Origin of the sequence: Pantoea sp. V106_11, assembly GCF_029967885.1 — a bacterium.
GTDB lineage: Bacteria > Pseudomonadota > Gammaproteobacteria > Enterobacterales > Enterobacteriaceae > Pantoea > Pantoea ananatis.
This window is the reverse complement of sequence record NZ_JASCAK010000024.1, coordinates 16,087-34,510: the sequence shown is the minus strand read 5'-3', so window position 1 is coordinate 34,510 and position 18,424 is coordinate 16,087. Positions and strand designations below refer to the sequence as shown.

The 18,424-nt window shown below is 53.8% G+C and carries 20 protein-coding genes; 13 read left to right on the top strand and 7 right to left on the bottom strand.

Annotated elements, in window-relative coordinates:
• The first annotated feature begins 26 nt into the window (after window positions 1-26).
• From QLG08_RS07490 to QLG08_RS07465, 6 genes are all read left to right on the top strand, one after another.
• Window positions 27-1,079, top strand: coding sequence for an SPOR domain-containing protein (locus tag QLG08_RS07490; RefSeq protein ID WP_078829328.1), 1,053 nt, complete (start codon window positions 27-29; stop codon window positions 1,077-1,079).
• A 96-nt stretch (window positions 1,080-1,175) separates the two neighbouring features.
• Complete coding sequence (gene dam / locus QLG08_RS07485; protein ID WP_013027504.1) at window positions 1,176-1,988, top strand: adenine-specific DNA-methyltransferase; 813 nt, start codon at window positions 1,176-1,178, stop codon at window positions 1,986-1,988.
• 66 nt (window positions 1,989-2,054) lie between these two features.
• Window positions 2,055-2,738, top strand: a complete 684-nt coding sequence (rpe, locus tag QLG08_RS07480) for a ribulose-phosphate 3-epimerase (RefSeq protein ID WP_014594778.1) — start codon at window positions 2,055-2,057, stop codon at window positions 2,736-2,738.
• Complete coding sequence (locus QLG08_RS07475) at window positions 2,722-3,399, top strand: phosphoglycolate phosphatase (protein WP_019106456.1); 678 nt, start codon at window positions 2,722-2,724, stop codon at window positions 3,397-3,399. The genes rpe and QLG08_RS07475 overlap by 17 nt, the downstream gene beginning before the upstream one ends.
• 17 nt (window positions 3,400-3,416) lie before the next feature.
• Window positions 3,417-4,421 (top strand): tryptophan--tRNA ligase, encoded by a 1,005-nt coding sequence (trpS, locus tag QLG08_RS07470; protein ID WP_013027501.1) that lies wholly within the window; start codon window positions 3,417-3,419, stop codon window positions 4,419-4,421.
• A 275-nt stretch (window positions 4,422-4,696) separates the two neighbouring features.
• Complete coding sequence (locus QLG08_RS07465; RefSeq protein ID WP_013027500.1) at window positions 4,697-5,980, top strand: cytosine deaminase; 1,284 nt, start codon at window positions 4,697-4,699, stop codon at window positions 5,978-5,980.
• Window positions 5,981-6,016: 36 nt separating this feature from the next.
• Here QLG08_RS07465 and tsgA read toward each other — a convergent pair whose 3' ends face one another.
• The gene (gene tsgA / locus QLG08_RS07460) at window positions 6,017-7,195 is read right to left on the bottom strand and encodes an MFS transporter TsgA (RefSeq protein WP_013027499.1); all 1,179 of its coding nucleotides are present in this window, start codon (window positions 7,193-7,195) and stop codon (window positions 6,017-6,019) included.
• A gap of 260 nt (window positions 7,196-7,455) precedes the next feature.
• Between tsgA and ppiA the strand changes: the two genes are divergently transcribed.
• The 5 genes from ppiA to QLG08_RS07435 all read left to right on the top strand — a co-directional run bounded on the left by ppiA (window position 7,456) and on the right by QLG08_RS07435 (window position 10,921).
• Entirely contained in the window at window positions 7,456-8,028 is a 573-nt protein-coding gene (gene ppiA, locus QLG08_RS07455) for a peptidylprolyl isomerase A (protein WP_014604860.1), read from the top strand.
• 78 nt (window positions 8,029-8,106) lie between these two features.
• Window positions 8,107-8,277 carry a YhfG family protein gene (locus QLG08_RS07450; RefSeq protein WP_013027497.1) on the top strand — a complete coding sequence of 57 codons (171 nt, stop codon included), beginning with the start codon at window positions 8,107-8,109 and terminating at the stop codon, window positions 8,275-8,277.
• Complete coding sequence (locus QLG08_RS07445; RefSeq protein WP_014604861.1) at window positions 8,267-8,866, top strand: putative adenosine monophosphate-protein transferase Fic; 600 nt, start codon at window positions 8,267-8,269, stop codon at window positions 8,864-8,866. The genes QLG08_RS07450 and QLG08_RS07445 overlap by 11 nt, the downstream gene beginning before the upstream one ends.
• Window positions 8,867-9,036: 170 nt before the next feature.
• Window positions 9,037-9,612 carry an aminodeoxychorismate synthase component II gene (locus QLG08_RS07440; protein ID WP_014594773.1) on the top strand — a complete coding sequence of 192 codons (576 nt, stop codon included), beginning with the start codon at window positions 9,037-9,039 and terminating at the stop codon, window positions 9,610-9,612.
• 88 nt (window positions 9,613-9,700) lie between these two features.
• Window positions 9,701-10,921, top strand: coding sequence for an aspartate aminotransferase family protein (locus QLG08_RS07435; protein ID WP_013027494.1), 1,221 nt, complete (start codon window positions 9,701-9,703; stop codon window positions 10,919-10,921).
• 1 nt (window position 10,922) lies between these two features.
• On the opposite strand, the gene QLG08_RS07430 is transcribed toward QLG08_RS07435, so the two are convergent.
• Window positions 10,923-12,998 (bottom strand): YccS/YhfK family putative transporter, encoded by a 2,076-nt coding sequence (locus QLG08_RS07430; protein ID WP_014604862.1) that lies wholly within the window; start codon window positions 12,996-12,998, stop codon window positions 10,923-10,925.
• Window positions 12,999-13,056: 58 nt separating this feature from the next.
• Window positions 13,057-13,689, bottom strand: a complete 633-nt coding sequence (crp, locus tag QLG08_RS07425) for a cAMP-activated global transcriptional regulator CRP (protein ID WP_000242758.1) — start codon at window positions 13,687-13,689, stop codon at window positions 13,057-13,059.
• 303 nt (window positions 13,690-13,992) lie between these two features.
• Between crp and QLG08_RS07420 the strand changes: the two genes are divergently transcribed.
• Window positions 13,993-14,397: an OsmC family protein gene (locus QLG08_RS07420; protein WP_013027492.1), complete on the top strand. Its 405-nt coding sequence runs from the start codon at window positions 13,993-13,995 to the stop codon at window positions 14,395-14,397.
• A gap of 29 nt (window positions 14,398-14,426) precedes the next feature.
• On the opposite strand, the gene QLG08_RS07415 is transcribed toward QLG08_RS07420, so the two are convergent.
• From QLG08_RS07415 to QLG08_RS07405, 3 genes are all read right to left on the bottom strand, one after another.
• Complete coding sequence (locus tag QLG08_RS07415) at window positions 14,427-15,296, bottom strand: phosphoribulokinase (protein ID WP_013027491.1); 870 nt, start codon at window positions 15,294-15,296, stop codon at window positions 14,427-14,429.
• A gap of 61 nt (window positions 15,297-15,357) precedes the next feature.
• The gene (locus QLG08_RS07410) at window positions 15,358-15,576 is read right to left on the bottom strand and encodes a YheU family protein (RefSeq protein ID WP_013027490.1); all 219 of its coding nucleotides are present in this window, start codon (window positions 15,574-15,576) and stop codon (window positions 15,358-15,360) included.
• A gap of 4 nt (window positions 15,577-15,580) precedes the next feature.
• Window positions 15,581-16,597 carry a hydrolase gene (locus QLG08_RS07405; RefSeq protein ID WP_014594769.1) on the bottom strand — a complete coding sequence of 339 codons (1,017 nt, stop codon included), beginning with the start codon at window positions 16,595-16,597 and terminating at the stop codon, window positions 15,581-15,583.
• Window positions 16,598-16,651: 54 nt separating this feature from the next.
• On the opposite strand from QLG08_RS07405, the gene QLG08_RS07400 reads away from it, so the two are divergent.
• Complete coding sequence (locus QLG08_RS07400; RefSeq protein ID WP_028715869.1) at window positions 16,652-17,254, top strand: LysE family translocator; 603 nt, start codon at window positions 16,652-16,654, stop codon at window positions 17,252-17,254.
• Window positions 17,255-17,256: 2 nt separating this feature from the next.
• Here the strand turns inward: QLG08_RS07400 and QLG08_RS07395 are convergent, their stop codons facing one another.
• The gene (locus QLG08_RS07395) at window positions 17,257-18,237 is read right to left on the bottom strand and encodes a LacI family DNA-binding transcriptional regulator (RefSeq protein WP_282472876.1); all 981 of its coding nucleotides are present in this window, start codon (window positions 18,235-18,237) and stop codon (window positions 17,257-17,259) included.
• Window positions 18,238-18,424: the final 187 nt, after the last annotated feature.

The following is an 18,424-nucleotide window of genomic DNA, read 5'->3' as shown; positions in this document are numbered from 1 at the left end:
GGATGCCGCTTTACGGAGGAGGCAAAATGGATGAGTTCAAACCGGATGATGAGTTAAAACCTGACGCCAGCGACCGTCGTCCCTCGCGCCCACGTAAATCGTCTTCTGCGACGAAAGCACCGGTATCGCGCCAGCATGTCATGATGGGCGTCGGGATTCTGGTGTTACTGCTGTTAGTGCTGGGAATCGGTTCTGCGCTCAACGGTTCTGACGACAGTAAGTCCTCTTCGGCCAGCGATAATAAGAACGCGCCTGCCAGCGGAGCCGCGGGAACGGGCAGCGAAAAAAATATTGATCTGAGTGGATCTACCGCCATGAGCGGTGGACAAAATGCCGCAGGGACTCAGCCGTCCTCTTCGACAGCGCAGAATGCACCGGGTACGGATTCTTCTGCCGGAGCGACAAATGCGCCACGCGATATTTCTATGCCGCCGGTGGCTTCAACGCCGACGCAGGCAGCGCCCGTTGAAACCCCAGCAAATCAGCAGCGCGTAACGTTACCCGGCGATCTCAACAGCGCCCTGACCAATCAACAGCAGCAGGTTGATGGCGCGGTGCAGGGAGCAGAAAACAGCAGCTCACTGCCTACGGCGCCTGCCACGGTTAGCGGCAAAGCCGGTTCAGCGCCAGCAACAACAGGCCGGGCGCCTTCAGGTCAGACCGCGGTCGCCCCACGTCACATGCGTGAGCAACCGGTCAAAACCGCGACTAAGCCCGCAGCCAGCGAACATAAAACCCACACCACGCCAGCGCACACTGCCGCGCATACTGCGCCAGCTAAAGCCACTGGCAGCGGCGCAGCGGCGAGTAAATCGCTGCCTGGCGGCAATTACACTCTGCAGCTGAGCGGTGCCTCCAAAGCAGAAAGCCTGAATGCATGGGCCAGGAAACAGAATCTGAGCGCGTACCATGTGTATAAGACGACGCGCAATGGCCAACCCTGGTACGTGCTGGTGAGTGGTGCGTATGCAACGCCCGCGGACGCAAAACGCGCTGTAGCAACCTTGCCTGCCGCCGTCCGCGCACAGAACCCATGGGTAAAACCGGTCAGTCAGGTCAGGAAAGAAGCCAGCCAATAAATGATGTGGGACCGGCCGTTGCCGGTCCCGTTTTAAGCGCAGATCTGCTGTCGGTTTAACCACAGCCTCACAATAAGATGTAATTACCACGACAGCATGAAAAAAAATCGCGCTTTTTTGAAATGGGCGGGGGGAAAGTTTCCCTTAGTCGAAGAGATCCACCGTTACCTGCCGCAAGGTGATTGCCTGATCGAACCCTTTGTTGGCGCTGGCTCAGTGTTTCTCAACACCGATTTTGATCGCTATCATCTGGCCGATATCAACAACGATCTCATCAATCTCTACAACATCGTGAAAACGCGTACGGCAGATTTTATCCGCGATGCGCGTTTACTCTTTACGCCTGAAGGGAATAACGAAGCCTGCTATTACCAGCTCCGCACTGAATTTAATCTCAGCCAGGACGCTTATCAGCGTGCGCTGCTATTTCTCTATCTTAATCGCCATTGTTACAACGGCCTGTGTCGCTACAATTTACGCGGCGAGTTCAACGTCCCTTTTGGTCGCTACCGCAAACCATACTTTCCGGAAGCAGAGTTACTGTGGTTTGCCGAACGTGCGCAGAAAGCAACGTTTGTCTGTGAATCATACGATGTTACCCTGAACAATGCCCGGAAAGGCTCTGTGGTATATTGTGATCCGCCGTACGCGCCACTGTCCGCGACGGCTAACTTTACGGCTTACCACACCAATAGTTTCAGTCTGCATGAACAGCAGCATCTGGCACAGCTGGCGGCTAAGCTGGCGTCTGAGAGCCAGATTCCGGTACTGATTTCTAATCATGATACTGAGCTGACGCGTTGCTGGTATCAGGATGCCGTGTTACATGTGGTTAAAGTCCGGCGTTCTATTAGCCGAAGCATAACCGGCCGCACCAAGGTCGACGAACTGCTGGCACTCTATCGCTAGTCTGTTTCGTCCGCGGCCAGGGTATTTCGCCAGCAGCGATGCTGGCGCACAACAGTGGAGAATCGGATGAAACAATATTTGCTGGCCCCTTCCATCCTTTCGGCAGACTTTGCTCGCCTGGGTGAAGACACTGCGAAAGCACTGGCGGCCGGAGGCGACGTGGTTCACTTCGACGTTATGGACAACCACTATGTTCCCAATCTGACCATGGGACCGATGGTACTGAAAGCGTTGCGCGATTACGGTATTACGGCCCCAATCGATGTGCATTTAATGGTGAAGCCCGTGGATGCGTTAATTCCCGAGTTTGCCAAAGCCGGTGCCACCTACATTACTTTCCACCCGGAAGCCAGCGAGCATGTTGACCGTACGCTGCAGTTGATCAAAGAGCACGGTTGCAAAGCCGGCCTGGTCTTCAATCCCGCCACGCCGCTCAGCTATCTTGACTACGTGATGGATAAGCTGGATATCATTCTGCTGATGTCGGTGAACCCTGGCTTCGGCGGGCAGTCATTTATTCCCGGCACCCTGGATAAGCTACGTGAAGCGCGTAAGCGCATCGATCAGAGCGGCTACAGCATTCGTCTGGAAGTGGACGGCGGCGTGAAGATTGATAATATTGGCCAGATCGCCGCAGCAGGCGCGGATATGTTTGTGGCCGGTTCAGCCATCTTTGGCCATCCGGACTATAAAAAAGTAATCGATGACATGCGAAACGAGCTGGAGAAAGCCAATGGCTCATTTCACTGATATACGCGCACTGGCGTTCGATCTGGATGGTACGCTGGTCGACAGCGCGCCGGGCCTGGCTGACGCAATCGATCTGACGCTTGCGGATCTGCGTTTACCGGCTGCTGGCGTGGCGCGCGTGTCCACCTGGATTGGTAACGGTGCGGATATCATGATGGCCCGCGCGCTGACCTGGGCGCTGGGGCGTGAGCCACAGCAGGATGAGCAGCGTGATGCGCGAGTGCTCTTTGACAAGCACTATGCCAGTACCGTGGAAGCCGGCAGCACGCTGTTTCCTCAGGTTAAGGAAACGCTGGCAACCCTGCAGGCGCAGGGGATACCGATGGCGATTGTGACCAATAAGCCTACGCCGTTTGTCGCCCCGCTGCTGAAGTCTTTGGGGATTGATGACGCGTTTTCGCTGATTATTGGCGGTGATGACGTCGTAGCGAAAAAACCGCATCCTGCGGCCATTTTTTTGGTGCTGGGTAAATTTGGCCTGCTGCCCGCGCAGTTGCTGTTTGTCGGGGATTCGCGCAACGATATTTTGGCTGCGCAGTCGGCTGGTGTTCCCAATATTGGTATGACCTTTGGCTATAACTACGGCGAGCCTATTGCGACCAGCCAACCCGATCTCACCCTTGACTCTTTTGACGAACTTTTGCCCGCTATCGGGCGGTAATTTATCAGGACATAAGCATGAGCAAACCCATCGTTTTCAGCGGCGCACAGCCGTCCGGCGAACTGACCATTGGCAACTATATGGGTGCGCTGCGTCAGTGGGTGCAGATGCAGGATGATTTCCACTGCATTTACTGTATCGTCGACCTGCACGCGATCACCGTTCGCCAGGACCCGGCAGCACTGCGTAAAGCCACCTTAGATACGCTGGCGCTGTATCTGGCCTGTGGTATCGATCCCGAGAAAAGCACTATCTTCGTTCAGTCCCATGTGCCCGAGCACACGCAGCTCAGTTGGATCCTGAACTGCTACACCTATTTTGGTGAGCTGAACCGTATGACGCAGTTTAAAGACAAATCCTCGCGCTATGAAGAAAACATCAACGCGGGATTGTTCAGCTATCCGGTGCTAATGGCTGCAGACATTTTGCTTTATCAGACGACGCAGGTGCCAGTGGGTGAAGACCAGAAACAGCACCTTGAACTGAGTCGCGACATTGCGAGCCGGTTTAACGCGTTGTATGGCGATATCTTTAAAGTGCCCGAGCCGTTCATTCCTAAATCTGGCGCACGCGTGATGTCCCTGCTGGAACCGACGAAAAAGATGTCTAAGTCGGACGATAACCGCAATAACGTTATCGGCCTGCTGGAAGATCCAAAATCCGTGGTCAAAAAAATCAAGCGCGCGATGACCGACTCGGAAGAGCCACCTGTCATTCGCTATGACATTAAAGAGAAGGCGGGCGTATCAAACCTGCTGGACATTCTGTCAGGCGTGACCGGCAAGCCCGTAACGGCGCTGGAGCAGGAGTTTGAAGGCAAAATGTACGGGCATCTGAAAGGCGCAGTAGCTGATGCGGTGTCCGGTATGCTGACTGATCTGCAGGAACGCTATCATCGCTTCCGTAACGATGAAGCGCTGCTGGAGCAGGTGATGCGTGACGGTGCGCAGAAAGCCCGTGCTCAGGCGCAGGAAACCCTGAAAAAGGTTTATGACGCTGTAGGTTTTGTCGCTCAGCCCTAATCGGCGAGTCGGGCATGTAAACGGCGAGCATAGGCTCGCCGTTTTGTTTTTACCACCAGCGTAATGTTTCGTGCAGGACAGTCCGACAGCGGCGAATCACCTGTCTGGTGCTTATTGATGTACATCAATCGCAGTACGCTATACCTCTTAAGGGAGTGCTGCACGATTCAGCCCATTACCTTAAGTGAGGTCACTGACTTACAAAGTCATCTGGAGCAGGGCAACGCTATCGTGTTAGCTTTAATCAGCAGCGCTTAACGTATCAGGAGCCCGCAATGACAACCGCACCACTTCGATGGATAAACAATCTGCGTCTGCCCACACGTGACGGACTGTGGCAGATAGAAATTGCTGAAGGGAAAATCGTCCGAATGACGGCACAGCCTCAGCAGATATCTGCGGACGGCGCCTCGCTGGATGCGGAAGGTGGCCTGGCCCTTGCGCCTTTTATTGAACCTCATATTCACCTGGATACCACGCAAACCGCGGGAGAGCCAGCCTGGAACCAGTCCGGGACATTGTTTGAGGGCATTGAGCGCTGGGCAGAGCGCAAAGCGTTGCTGAGTCATGAGGACGTCAAACGGCGGGCAATGCAGACGCTTAAGTGGCAAATAGCGAACGGCGTACAGTATGTCCGTACCCATGTGGACGTATCCGATCCCACCTTAACGGCTCTCAAAGCGATGTTGGAACTTAAAGCGGAGATGGCACCCTGGATTGATATTCAGATCGTGGCGTTTCCGCAGGAAGGCATCCTGTCTTATCCCAATGGTGAAGCGCTTCTTGAAGAGGCGCTTCGGCTCGGCGCAGATGTCGTCGGGGCGATTCCTCATTTTGAATTCACCCGGGAATACGGCGTCGAGTCGTTGCATAAAACGTTCGCGCTGGCTAACCGTTATGACCGGCTTGTGGATGTGCACTGCGACGAAATTGACGATGAGCAGTCGCGCTTTGTTGAAACCGTGGCCGCCTTGGCCCACCGCGATGGCATGGGGGCACGCGTGACCGCAAGCCACACCACGGCGATGCACTCCTATAACGGTGCCTACACATCGCGTCTGTTTCGACTCCTGAAGCTCTCCGGGATTAACTTTGTAGCGAATCCGCTGGTCAATATTCATCTTCAGGGTCGTTTCGACAGTTACCCTAAGCGGCGCGGCATTACCCGTGTTAAAGAGCTTCTGGAGGCGGAGATTAACGTCTGCTTTGGTCACGATGATGTGTTTGATCCCTGGTATCCGCTGGGCACGGCCAATATGCTCCAGGTGCTGCATATGGGGCTACATGTGTGTCAGCTAATGGGCTATGAACAAATTAATGCCGGGCTCGATCTCATCACCCATCACAGTGCCAAAACGATGAATCTTGCAGAATACGGCATTCAACGCGGGCATGACGCCAGCTTGATTATCCTGCCAGCGGAAAACGGCTTTGACGCGGTGAGAAGACAGGTACCGGTGCGCTATTCGCTGCGTCGCGGAAAGGTGATAGCCGAGACTCAGCCTGCGAAAAGCGCAATCTGTTTAGAACAGTGGGAAGACGTGACGTTTAAACGCTGAAAGGCGAGGGCGGCATGGTGGCGCCGCCCAGAGAGATTAATGGGTGTTATGACCGTGGGAGCGGTGTTTGGTCACCAGACCTAACAGCACACACATAATAAACACCACCGCGTACAGGCCGTTTGCGGTTAACAGCGCGCTGTGAACGCCGCTGTTTTTCACAATCGGTGACGTCACAACAAAGGTCAGCATGGTGCCGACCGTGCCGCAGGTCAGAATAAAGTTAACCAGCTTGGGTGAGGCCACTTTGGTTTGCAGCGAGCCCAGGGTGATAATGGTGGTATAAATCGCGCTTGAGCTAAAGCCCAGCGTTAAGATAATCCATCTCAGCATGCTGGCGTCATGGCTGCTTACGAACCAGTACATCAACACCGTTGCCAGGCCTGCCAGCACCATCAAAATACGTTGCAGATCAAAGAAGCGCAGCAGGAAGCTGAACACCCACATACCGACCATGTAGGCGGTCCAGAAACTGCCCACCAGCTGACCGGCGTCGTCAATATTCATGCCCATGACTTTGGTCGCGTACTCTGGCACCCAGGAAATAAAGCCTAACTGGCCCAGGATGTAGCATAGCGCCGCAATGGCCAGAAACAGGACGCCAGCCCCCCATTTCTCTTTCTCAACGGTCGGGCTGTTCTCCGGCTTTCGCAGCACCGGGAATTCAACAAACAGCGTCATGATAAAAATGCCAACATAAATCACGCCAATACAGACGTAAACCCAGTACCACGGCAGATGACGCGCCAGCAGGATACCGGCAAGGATGGGGAAAATGGTGCCTGCCATACTGAAGAACGAATCCGTAAACAGCAGACGTGAACCGCGCTGACGGCCTTCGTACATGTGGGTTATCAGGAAGGTGCCAATCGACATGGTAATGCCGCTGACCACGCCAAGCACGAACATGCACAGAGAAAATACCGACAGATCGCGGCTGGTCATTAAGCCGATGACGGCTAACACCATCAGCACAAAGCCGAATATCAGCTGCCGTTTGAGCGGCACAATCACCATCAGCCAGGCATTAAGGAAAACCGCAGCCAGAATGCCACTGTTCAGGAAGGTGAAGGTGTTGCCCATACTGTCGATAGGAATCTGGAAATCTTTCGCGATATCGCCCATTACCATGCCGGTGACAATCACCAGTGCGCCGGTAAGCGCATACGAGAGAAAGCTAATCCAGGTAAGGCCGATACGATTACGATTTGTCATGTTCTGAACCTGTTAGGAAGCGGGAGAGCCTGAAGCGTCAGAAATTGTAAACGTAACCGTGATCTTAATAAACTAAGAGTGAAAATTGATGTCATTCATTTCATCAATACTGTGATTTTAGTCACGAAGCGCAAGCAACCTTATTCAGGCTCTGGTGGGTGCCTTTAGCGTAAATATAGGTAAAACGCTGGCTCTTGTATTACATGCTCTTTACAATCAATATCGTTTTTGAGCTGGCTCTCCAAAGTAAGGAATTACTCATGTTTAAACGTACTTTGACAGCGGCAGTTGCCCTGTTAGCGCTCTCTTCTGTTTCCGCCTCAGCTTTAGCGGCTAAAGGTGATACGCATGTTCTGCTTACCACCTCTGCTGGCAATATCGAACTCGAACTGAATAATCAAAAAGCACCGGTTTCAGTTAAAAACTTCGTGGATTACGTCAACAGCGGTTTCTACAACAACACGATTTTTCACCGCGTCATTCCTGGCTTTATGATCCAGGGCGGTGGCTTTACCAGTGAAATGCAGCAAAAACAGACCAACGCGCCGATTAAAAACGAAGCAGACAACGGCTTACGCAACCTGCGTGGCACCATCTCAATGGCCCGTACCGCCGATAAAGACAGCGCCACCAGCCAGTTCTTCCTGAACGTTGCTGACAACGCTTTCCTGGATCACGGTCAACGTGATTTTGGTTACGCCGTATTTGGTAAGATTGTCAAAGGCCAGGACGTGGTGGATAAAATTTCTCAGGTGCCGACAAAAGACGTGGGCCCGTATCAGAATGTGCCAACCAAACCTGTGGTCATTTTGTCAGCGAAAGTCTTACCGTAATTTGATCCCATGCCATCTCGTCTCCGGCAAAGGGAAAATTTGCTCTTATACTTAGAGCAAACCTGAGCAGGAGGCGGTATGGCAAACAAACTCACAGATAAACAAAAAGCAGCGCTCTGGCAACAGCGGCGAAATGCCAGCTATCGGGCAAGCTGTCGGCTCGAAGGCTTTACCCTGACGGAACCGGAAATCAAGGGTGAAGATGCAGAAGCGCGTCTGGCCTCACTGAGGAGGCAATATGGCTGCTAACACTGCCGTCACTCAGGATCCCTACCTGTGGCAAAACGATACCGTACTGAAAAACCGTCTTGATATTCACGATGCCGCGCAGCTGCGTAAAGCCGAGTTAAGCTTTAGTGCCGCGCGCCTTGCCACGCTTGAACTGGGCCCGTGCAAGATCGGATTGCCCTACCTCTGCCATATTCACCGTACCCTGTTTCAGGACGTCTATAGCTGGGCCGGCGAACTGCGTACGCTGGACATCTGGCGCGACGAAACCCCTTTTTGTCATTTCGAGTACATCGAAAAAGAGGGAAATGCACTGATGGCGGCGCTGGAAGAGGAGAAAGCCTTGGCCTGTCTGCCTCAGGCTGAGTTTGTAAAACGGATTGCCTGGTACTATTGCGAAGTCAATATGCTGCATCCCTTCCGCGAAGGTAACGGCAGGGCGCAGCGTATTTTCTTTGAACAGCTGGCGCTGCATGCCGGCTACGTGCTGGAATGGGACAACCTGAGCGCCGAAGACTGGGTTGCGGCAAATCAGGCCAGTGCCGCCGGCGCGTTGCAGCCGCTGGAAAAGCTCTTTGCCCGTATCGTCAGTGAAGCCAAAGCCCCCTGATCCGCTTACGCCACAGGGCGGCGCCCCAGGTGCGTCGCCCTGCACGAAACCGGTTATCCTGCATCCCCACATCACACTCATCCTGAACAGCATGATAGGATAGCGCTCTGGTCATCACTCTGGATGCTGAACGCTCCGCGCATCCCTCCGGTCTGCCTGAAATCACAATCATGTTGCTGCTTATTGATAACTACGACTCGTTTACCTGGAACCTCTACCAGTATTTTTGCCAACTGGGTGCTCAGGTTCGGGTAGTAAGAAATGATGCTATTACCCTTGATGAGATGCGCACGCTGCCGCTGACTCATTTGGTGATTTCTCCCGGCCCCTGCACGCCCGATCAGAGCGGTATTTCATTGCAGGCCATCCGCCATTACGCTGGCCGTCTTCCTGTACTGGGCGTTTGCCTGGGCCATCAGGCGATAGCCCAGGTTTTTGGGGCGCAGATCGTCCGCGCTCGCGAGGTAATGCATGGTAAAACCTCGGCGGTGCAGCACAATGGTTGCGGCGTCTTCCGCGGTCTGAATCAGCCGTTGACCGTTACGCGCTACCATTCACTTATTGTCAAAACGGAAACCTTACCTGATGAGTTCGAGGTGACCGCATGGAGCCTGCGTAACGGCCAGCCGGATGAGATTATGGGGATTCGCCATAAAACGCTCGCACTGGAAGGCGTGCAGTTTCATCCAGAGAGCATCCTCAGTGAACAGGGACACCAGCTGTTGGCTAATTTCCTGCACCAGTAAAGTTGTGTTTGCCTTTAAGTGATTTTTTATGCATATTTCATGATTATTATTTCATCGTGACTCAACGAATCAGTTAATGAGGTTGTCAATGACAGCGGAAAATATGGCAGTAACGCGTGAGACGTTCGATCAGGTTATTTTGCCTGTTTATGCACCTGCTCAGTTTGTACCGGTAAAAGGCAAAGGAAGCCGCGTCTGGGATCAACAGGGTAAAGAATATATCGACTTCTCTGGCGGCATTGCCGTGACCGCTCTGGGCCATTGCCACCCGGCGCTGGTTGAGACCCTGAAGAAACAGGGCGAAACCTTATGGCATACCAGCAATGTGTTTACCAATGAACCTGCGCTGCGTCTGGCCAGTAAACTGATCAACGCCACGTTTGCGGAGCGGGTCTTTTTTGCTAATTCGGGGGCAGAAGCCAATGAGGCCGCGTTTAAGTTGGCTCGCTACTATGCCTGTAAACGCCACAGCCCGTTCAAAAGCAAAATCATTGCCTTTCACAACGCCTTTCACGGCCGGACGCTGTTCACCGTAACGGTGGGCGGTCAGCCCAAGTACTCCGACGGTTTTGGCCCGAAACCCGCCGATATCGTTCATGTGCCGTTCAACGATCTGGACGCGGTTAAGGCGGTGATTGACGATCACACTTGCGCCATTGTGGTGGAGCCGATTCAGGGTGAAGGCGGTGTGATGCCTGCAACACCAGCGTTTATGCAGGGGTTACGTGAACTGTGCGACAAACACCAGGCGCTGCTGGTACTGGATGAGGTGCAAAGCGGCATGGGGCGCAGCGGTAAGTTGTTTGCCTATGAGCACTACGGCGTGACGCCCGATATTCTGACCTCGGCGAAGGCGCTGGGTGGCGGTTTTCCGGTAAGCGCCATGCTGACCACCAATGAGGTAGCCTCAACCATGGCGCCTGGCGTGCATGGCACGACTTATGGCGGCAATCCGCTGGCATGCGCGATCGCAGAAACCGCGTTAGATATTATCAATACGCCAGCTGTACTGAATGGGGTAGAAATCCGCCGCCAGCAGTTTGTTGAGGCGCTCAAGGCTATTGATGCGCGTCACGACCTGTTCAGTGATATCCGTGGTAAAGGCCTGCTGATTGGTGCAGCCCTGAAGCCGCAGCATGCGGGCAAGGCGCGCGATATTCTGAATGCGTCAGCTGCGGAAGGCGTCATGGTGCTGGTGGCCGGAACAGATGTGATGCGCTTCGCACCGTCGCTGATTATCGAGCCTGCCGATATCGAAGAGGGCATGGCTCGCTTTGCCCGTGCGGTAGAGAAAGTGCTGTCTGCCTGAGTTATTTGCGGCGCAGACTGCGCAACAGCCAGCGGCCATGATGAGGCCGCTGGTTCCAGGCCAGAGAAGAGATCGTGTGCATGACTTTCAGATGCTCCAGGATGCGCCTGACGTGCTGCTCCAGTACCGTGACCGGCCCCTCATTTATATCTTCCACGCCCTGTAGCAGATCCGTCTGCGAACTTTCCCCATCATATTCCAGCCTTTGCTGACACCGTTGCAGGGCGATCTCGCACCATTGCAGGTAGTGCTCAGCCAGCGTGGGCGGCAGCATGGTATGTTCACGTGCCAGAATGGTCATGGCGTTAATGTGCTCCACGATAAACTGGCAGTGCGTGACCCATAAGCGCATATCCTGCAGGTAGCGTGAATTAAATCCCGGCTCCTGCATGGCCTGATTCAGGGAGTTGAATACGGCGTTATGCGCCTGGTTGACCTTAACCCGCTGGTAAGCCAGCGCATCGGGTGACTGCTCCGGGCCCAGCAACATTCGCAGGGCATCCTGACAGGCCTCCAGCGCATCATGGGCATTCTGGCGCAGCAGGGCACTTTGCCACTGCGGCCACAGCCATAACATGCCCCCAAAGGCGATCAGGCAGCCCATCAGCGTATCCAGCAGGCGGGGCAGTAAAAACTGTGCCCCGTTAAGGGAGAGCAGTTGCAGCGTATAAACGGCCGTCACCGTAAATCCCACTATTGACCAGCCGTAAAACTGGCGGGTAAAACGGTAGCTGATAAAGGTAATCACCAGCATGATGCTCAGCACCAGCGGTTCAGGCACATCCAGGCGTAGCGACGCCGCCGCGATAGCCAGTCCGGCAAAGGTTCCCAGGGCCCGGTGCTGAATACGTACGCGGGTTGCGCTGTAGTTGCTCTGGCTGACAAACATGATGGTCATCAAAATCCAGTAGGGCTTAGGAATCGAAAAGAACACGGCCAGGGCGCTGCCCAGCATCAGCATGACGGAAAAACGCCCGGCCGTTCGCAGTGCGGAAGACCGCAGCGACAGATAGCTCCGCAACGCGGGCAGCAGCGGTAAACGACGCTGGCGATCGGCCATCAGGTCGCGTTGATAAAGCGGCTTTTGGGTTCGAAGCACCCGGGCGATACGGCTGAAATGATAGAGACAGAAGTTACCCACCGGATTGTCCGGATGCTGAAGGGCGATTTTCTCCAGCGCACCCAACTGCTTGTCCATATCGAAACGACCAGAGAGTTGGTGATACAGAATATCGTCGGCCAGCGCGCGCAGCCGGGCTGAAATCGTTCTGGCGTTCCAGCGGATGACGGCTTCAGCATGGCTTTGCTCGACCAGCTTCTGGACCTCTTCCGGCTGATGCAGGCTGACGGAGATATGCTCCTGCAGATCCAGTGCTACCTGAAACGCCCGGGTCAGGCGTTTGTGGCTGTGATCGCGACTCGCAGACAGCATATGCATTTGCTGATAGCAGGTGTTGATCAGATCGATCGCTTTTTGCTGACGCGCCAGCAGGGGCGGCAGGGCTTTTTCCGGATCGGTCAGCTGCGTCAATAAGCTGTACTTGGCGTCACAGTAATTTGCCAGCTCACGGTAGATCAGGCTCAGGCTTTCGCGCATCGGCTGCTCTTTCCACAGCCAGAACCAAAACCAGTTGAACAGGCCATACCAGAGCGTTCCACCGATATAGAGCAGGGGCGGAACGTAAATGGGCATACGGCCAATCAGGCTGAGGGTAAAAATTGCCGCGATTAACGTGCCGGGCAGCAGTCGGGCGTGCAGCGGACTGATCTCTCCGGTGACGCCAAGCAGCAAAGGCAGGGCAAACAGGATGAGCGGCAGCGGCACGTCTTTAAGCAGCAGCCACTGCATCAGTAAACTGCCAAGGGCAAACAGGCTGCCGCCGATGATCAGGCGTTTAAAGAAGCGTTTGTGGGGCGTGTCCAGACCGGCAATGTTGCAGCAGGCGGGAACCAATGAGAACAGCAATCCTTTTTGCAGATCGCCGAACAGCCAGCCGAGCGCTACGGGAAGGCACAACACCAGCGTCTGGCGCAGCGCATAGTTAACTTCGGGGTGATAGATTATTCTTCGCCACATCGGCTCAACACAAGACATTCACGGCATAATGTCGCCATCACGCCGTGAACAGTCAGGCTTAGCGTGTGCCGTAAACAACGATGGTTTTGCCGTGTGCGGAGATCAGGTTCTGATCTTCCAGCATCTTCAAGATACGGCCCACGGTTTCACGTGAACAACCAACGATTTGGCCAATTTCCTGACGAGTAATTTTAATTTGCATGCCGTCAGGATGCGTCATGGCATCTGGCTGTTTAGCCAGATTAAGCAACGTTTGTGCAATGCGTCCGGTCACATCCAGGAAAGCGAGATTCCCCACTTTTTCTGACGTCACCTGCAGACGGCGAGCCATCTGAGAAGAAAGGCGCATCAAAATATCCGGGTTAACCTGAATGAGCTGACGGAATTTCTTGTAGGAAATCTCTGCCACTTCGCACGCAGTTTTCGCACGTACCCAGGCGCTGCGCTCCTGACCTTCTTCAAACAGGCCAAGCTCACCAATAAAATCGCCTTGATTCAGATAAGAAAGAATCATCTCTTTGCCTTCTTCATCCTTAATCAGTACCGCGACGGAACCTTTCACGATGTAGTAAAGCGTTTCGGCTTTTTCACCTTGGTGAATCAGCGTACTTTTGGATGGATACTTGTGAATATGGCAATGGGACAGGAACCATTCAAGTGTAGGGTCTGTTTGCGGTTTGCCGAGAACCATTCGCTATTATCCTCTATTGTAATCGTGCCCAAAATACAGGGCTCAGTTTCCCTGCCAGGCGATGAAAGCGTTAAGCGTGTTTCCATTCAGGAAATTATTCGGGCTGCATTTGCGCAGAGCGCATCATTCTTCCCGGCTTCGTCTTCGGATGACGAAAAATATTTTCAGCACTGTTTGTAGCACAGCTTTCGCCGACTGTCTTGTGTTGTCTCGCTTCAGCAATAAGGCTGATTTCTCCGGATTGCTGTTTACCAGGCAAAAGCGTACTCTGACGCAAAAACAGGGCATTCTGGGGGCCAGATTATGCAGGCAAGAGTCAAATGGGTTGAAGGGTTAACATTCCTCGGCGAGTCTTCGTCCGGACATCAGGTCTTAATGGACGGCAATTCCGGCGATAAAGCGCCCAGCCCTATGGAAATGGTGCTGATGGCGGCCGGCGGATGCAGCGCCATTGATGTGGTATCAATTTTGCAAAAAGGTCGCAACGATGTGGCTGATTGCGAAGTAAAACTCGAATCAGAACGCCGGGAAGAAGCGCCTCGCATCTTTACCCGCATCAACCTGCATTTTATCGTCAGTGGAAAAGCACTTTCAGATAAAGCCGTGGCGCGTGCGGTCGACCTTTCAGCTGAGAAGTATTGCTCGGTTGCCATTATGTTAGGCAAAGGGGTGGAAATTACCCACAGTTACGAAGTTATCGAGCTGTAATTATTCAGAGGCCAGCGCGGCCTCTGATTTTATTCAATGCGTTTGCCTTCCATGAGCCGTTTTACCAGCGGTGCCATAATTAATTCCATCGCCAGCCCCATTTTCCCGCCAGGTACAACCAGCGTGTTGATATTGGAAATAAACGATCCCTGCAGCATGGCCAGTAGGTAGGGAAAATCAATATCTTCCAGCCCCTGAAAGTGGATGACGACAAAACTTTCATCCAGTGAAGGAATGGTGCGTGCCGCAAAGGGGTTAGAGGTGTCGACGGTTGGAACCCGCTGAAAGTTAATATGGGTGCGTGAGAACTGCGGCGTAATGAAATTGATGTAATCTTCCATTGAGCGCACCACCGAATCCATTACGGCTTCACGCGAATGACCGCGTTCACCGGTATCGCGTACCAGCTTCTGAATCCACTCCAGGTTAACGATGGGGACGACGCCGACCAGTAAATCCACTTTTTCAGCGACGTTGTGCTGAGCCGTCACGACGCCGCCGTGCAGTCCTTCATAAAACAGCACGTCCGTATCCGGTGGCAGCGGCTGCCACGGGGTAAAGGTACCTGGTACCTGATTCCAGGGCACCGCTTCGTCGTAGGTATGCAGGTATTTACGTGACTGGCCCTTGCCCTGATCACCGTATTCAACAAAGGTCTGCTCCAGCAGACCGAAATCATTCGCCTCCGGGCCAAAGTAGCTGATATGGCGACCCAGATCGCGCGCCTTACGGATAGCCATATCCATTTCAGGCCGGGTAAATCGGTGGAAACTGTCCCCTTCCAGCTCGGCCGCGTGCAAATTGAGTTGCTGAAAAATTTTACGGAATGCGAGGCTGGTGGTAGTGGTTCCGGCACCGCTGGAACCTGTTACCGCGATAATCGGATGACGTGCCGACATAGTGAAACTCCCTGTGAAATCAGGCGATGAGCATTGTTAGCACGATTTTTCATTCTGTGCATCAGCCACGGAACTCACTTTTGCGCATGATGTTGACCGATTCGTGAAGCTCAGACCAGACCAGCACGACTTCACCTTGCTGCAGCTGGCGTCGCACATTGGCGACTTTTTCGGTCAGGCTGAGTTCCTGTTCGCCGTAGTCGGTACCTTCGCGTAGAACAAAGGCTTCAATAACGTTTTCAAGGGTTTCGGGAGAAACCTGTTGCCAGGGAATAATCACAGGGTTAGCTATCCAGATAAGGGGAAATCCACTGCGGCACGCGCTGTTCCAGCCACAATTCAGGCTGACGCAGGGTACCACTCACAAATCCAACATGACCACCGTGTGTTGTCAGCTGATAGGTAATAGTGGCAGATAACTGGTCATTCTGCGGGATCACCTCATCGCTCATAAAGGGGTCATCTTTTGCATGGATAATCAGCAACGGTTTTGTCACCGATCTCAGCAACGGCAGGGCGCTGGCACGGCGATAATAGTCCGTGGCGTCGGCAAAGCCATGCGCCCGGGCCGTGATGGCGTCGTCAAAATCACGCAGGCGACGCAGGGCATTCAGCTGACTGAGATTGACCGGTAAGGTGTCGGGCCATGCGTGCAGCTTGCGCCTGGCATTCTTTTTAAGCTGGCTCAGCAGGTAACGCTGATAAATTTGGGAAAACCCGCGTTCCAGTCGGGCGCTACAGGGTTCAAGCATCAAGGGTGCCGAAACGATAACGCCGGCATCCAGCGCAACGTCACTGCCCTGTTGGCCCAGCAGGCAACCCAGCATATTCCCGCCCAGCGAAAACCCCACAGCTGCAGTAGGAACCTGTCCCCAGCGGGCCTTCAGCCAGGTCAGGAAAAAGCGTGCATCTTCCGTCTCGCCGGAGTGGTAAATCCGGTTTAGCCTGTTCGGCTCGCCGCTACAGCCGCGAAAATGCATCACTACGGCCAGCCAGCCACGTTGCCTGCAGACTTGCATCAGGCCATGGATGTAGGGACTGTGGAAGCTTCCTTCCAGACCATGAAACAGCACCACGCGTGGTTTATGCGCGGCAAACTGTGGATCTTCACTCCAGGCCAGATCGACAAAATCACCATCGGGTAAATCCAGCCGCTGCCAGTGAGGCGTTAACGCTAGAGTACGGCGGAACAGGCGCGGCAGTATGGTTTGCACATGCGGATTGGTCAGGCCGCGCATGGGGCTGAACGCCGCGCCGTCCGGGCCCGAAAATTTCATGTTGTAAAGGCTTGTCTGTTCCATATCACACTGTTAGCTTCGATAAGTTTTCACATAATGGAGGGAGAACCCGGATTAATGGAACTCAGTCTTTTTTTATCAATGTTAGGGTTTCTCTGGGTCGCGGCGATTACACCCGGCCCTAATAATATGTTACTCACCGCCTCGGGCGCCAACTTTGGCTTTTTCCGTACCCTTCCGTTAATGGTCGGCATCATGATTGGTATGCAACTGATGCTACTGATGGTGGCGTTTGGCGTAGGGGGATTGATCCTGCTCTATCCCTCACTGCACCTTATCCTGAAAGTTGCCGGGAGCCTCTATCTTCTGTGGCTGGCATGGAAAATTGCGACCGCCGCATACGAAAAGCTGGAGACCGATGCGGCGCCGGTCTCGCCCATGCCCTTCTGGCAGGGAGGATTGTTGCAGTTGATCAATCCCAAAGCCTGGTTAATGGCCCTGGGGGCGATAGCCAGCTTTAGCCTGGCCGGTGCCGGATATCGCCACTCTGTCCTGTTAATCAGCGTAGGGATGGTGATGGTCAATCTGGTCGCGGGCATCATCTGGATGGGGTTTGGCGCGATGATTGGCCGTGTTTTACGCAGTCCGCGCGCGTGGAAGATATTTAACCTCAGTATGGGGCTGTTAACCGCAGCCTGCGTACTGCTCATCTGGCGCTGACATTAACTGGAGGCGCGTTCCAGGCGCTTCCAGGGCAGCACCTCCCTGACAACCGGCGCATGGGGCTGACGGATTTTTTTCAGCAGCAACTGTACGCTGCGGGCGCCCAGCTCATTCATCGGTTGCTCTATGGTGGTCAAAGGCGGATTCAGGCTGCCGGTAAAGGGAATACCGTCAAACCCTACCACAGCCAAATCCTCGGGTACGCGCAAGCCTGCTTCCAGCGCCGCATGCACGACGCCGACCGCCAGTACATCGGACACGGCAAAGACCGCGTCTGGTCGCTCGGGCGAGTGCAACATCTCCCGTAAAGCCCGACTGCCTTCTTCACAGGAAATATCCGCAGTATAGACGACCTTAGACCAGCCCAAATCCGTTTGCTCAATGGCCTGGCGATAACCCTGCTCACGATACTGGGAATACAGATAACGCATGTCGCCGTTGACCAGTGCAATGCGTTGGCGGCCTCTGGCAGCAAGGTAATGTACGGTATCGCGCGCAGCCTCAAGATGATCGATGGAGACCGAGGATGCCGCAATCTGAGGATCAAACTCTGAGCACTGTACCCAAGGCGCATCTCCAATGATATCGATAAGGCTTTCCAGACCGGCCGCCGCGTCCATGGTAATGACGCCATCAACGACTTTGCCTGTGAGCAGCGTCAGGTAAGCGGCTTCGCGTTTAAACTGCGAGGCGGAATTACACAACAGGATATGGTAGCCATGCATTTCGGCTTCCGATTCAATGCCTTGCACCACCCTGGAACAAAAGGGATTGGTGATATCTGAAATCAGCACCAGCAGCATATGGCTTTGTGAGGTACGCAACTGACGCGCTAACAGGTTTGGCTGATAGCCGCTGGTTGAAATGGCATCCAGCACTTTCTGGCGCGTATCCGCTTTCACACCTGGATGAGCGTTAAGCACGCGGGATACCGTGGCTTTAGACACGCCAGCTAACAGGGCAACTTTGTCGATCGACATCGAACTCGCAGGCCTCACCGGGAGCAAATAATAGCGCATATCAATAGCACACCCAGCATGTGAGCGCCTGACAAATTTATGGCTTTTTGTCTGAATTTTAATTTGCATATAACGGCAATCTATTGCAGATGATGATCTAAGAATTTCTTTCTATTAGGGATAACTTTTAATTCCTTTGTGAAATTAA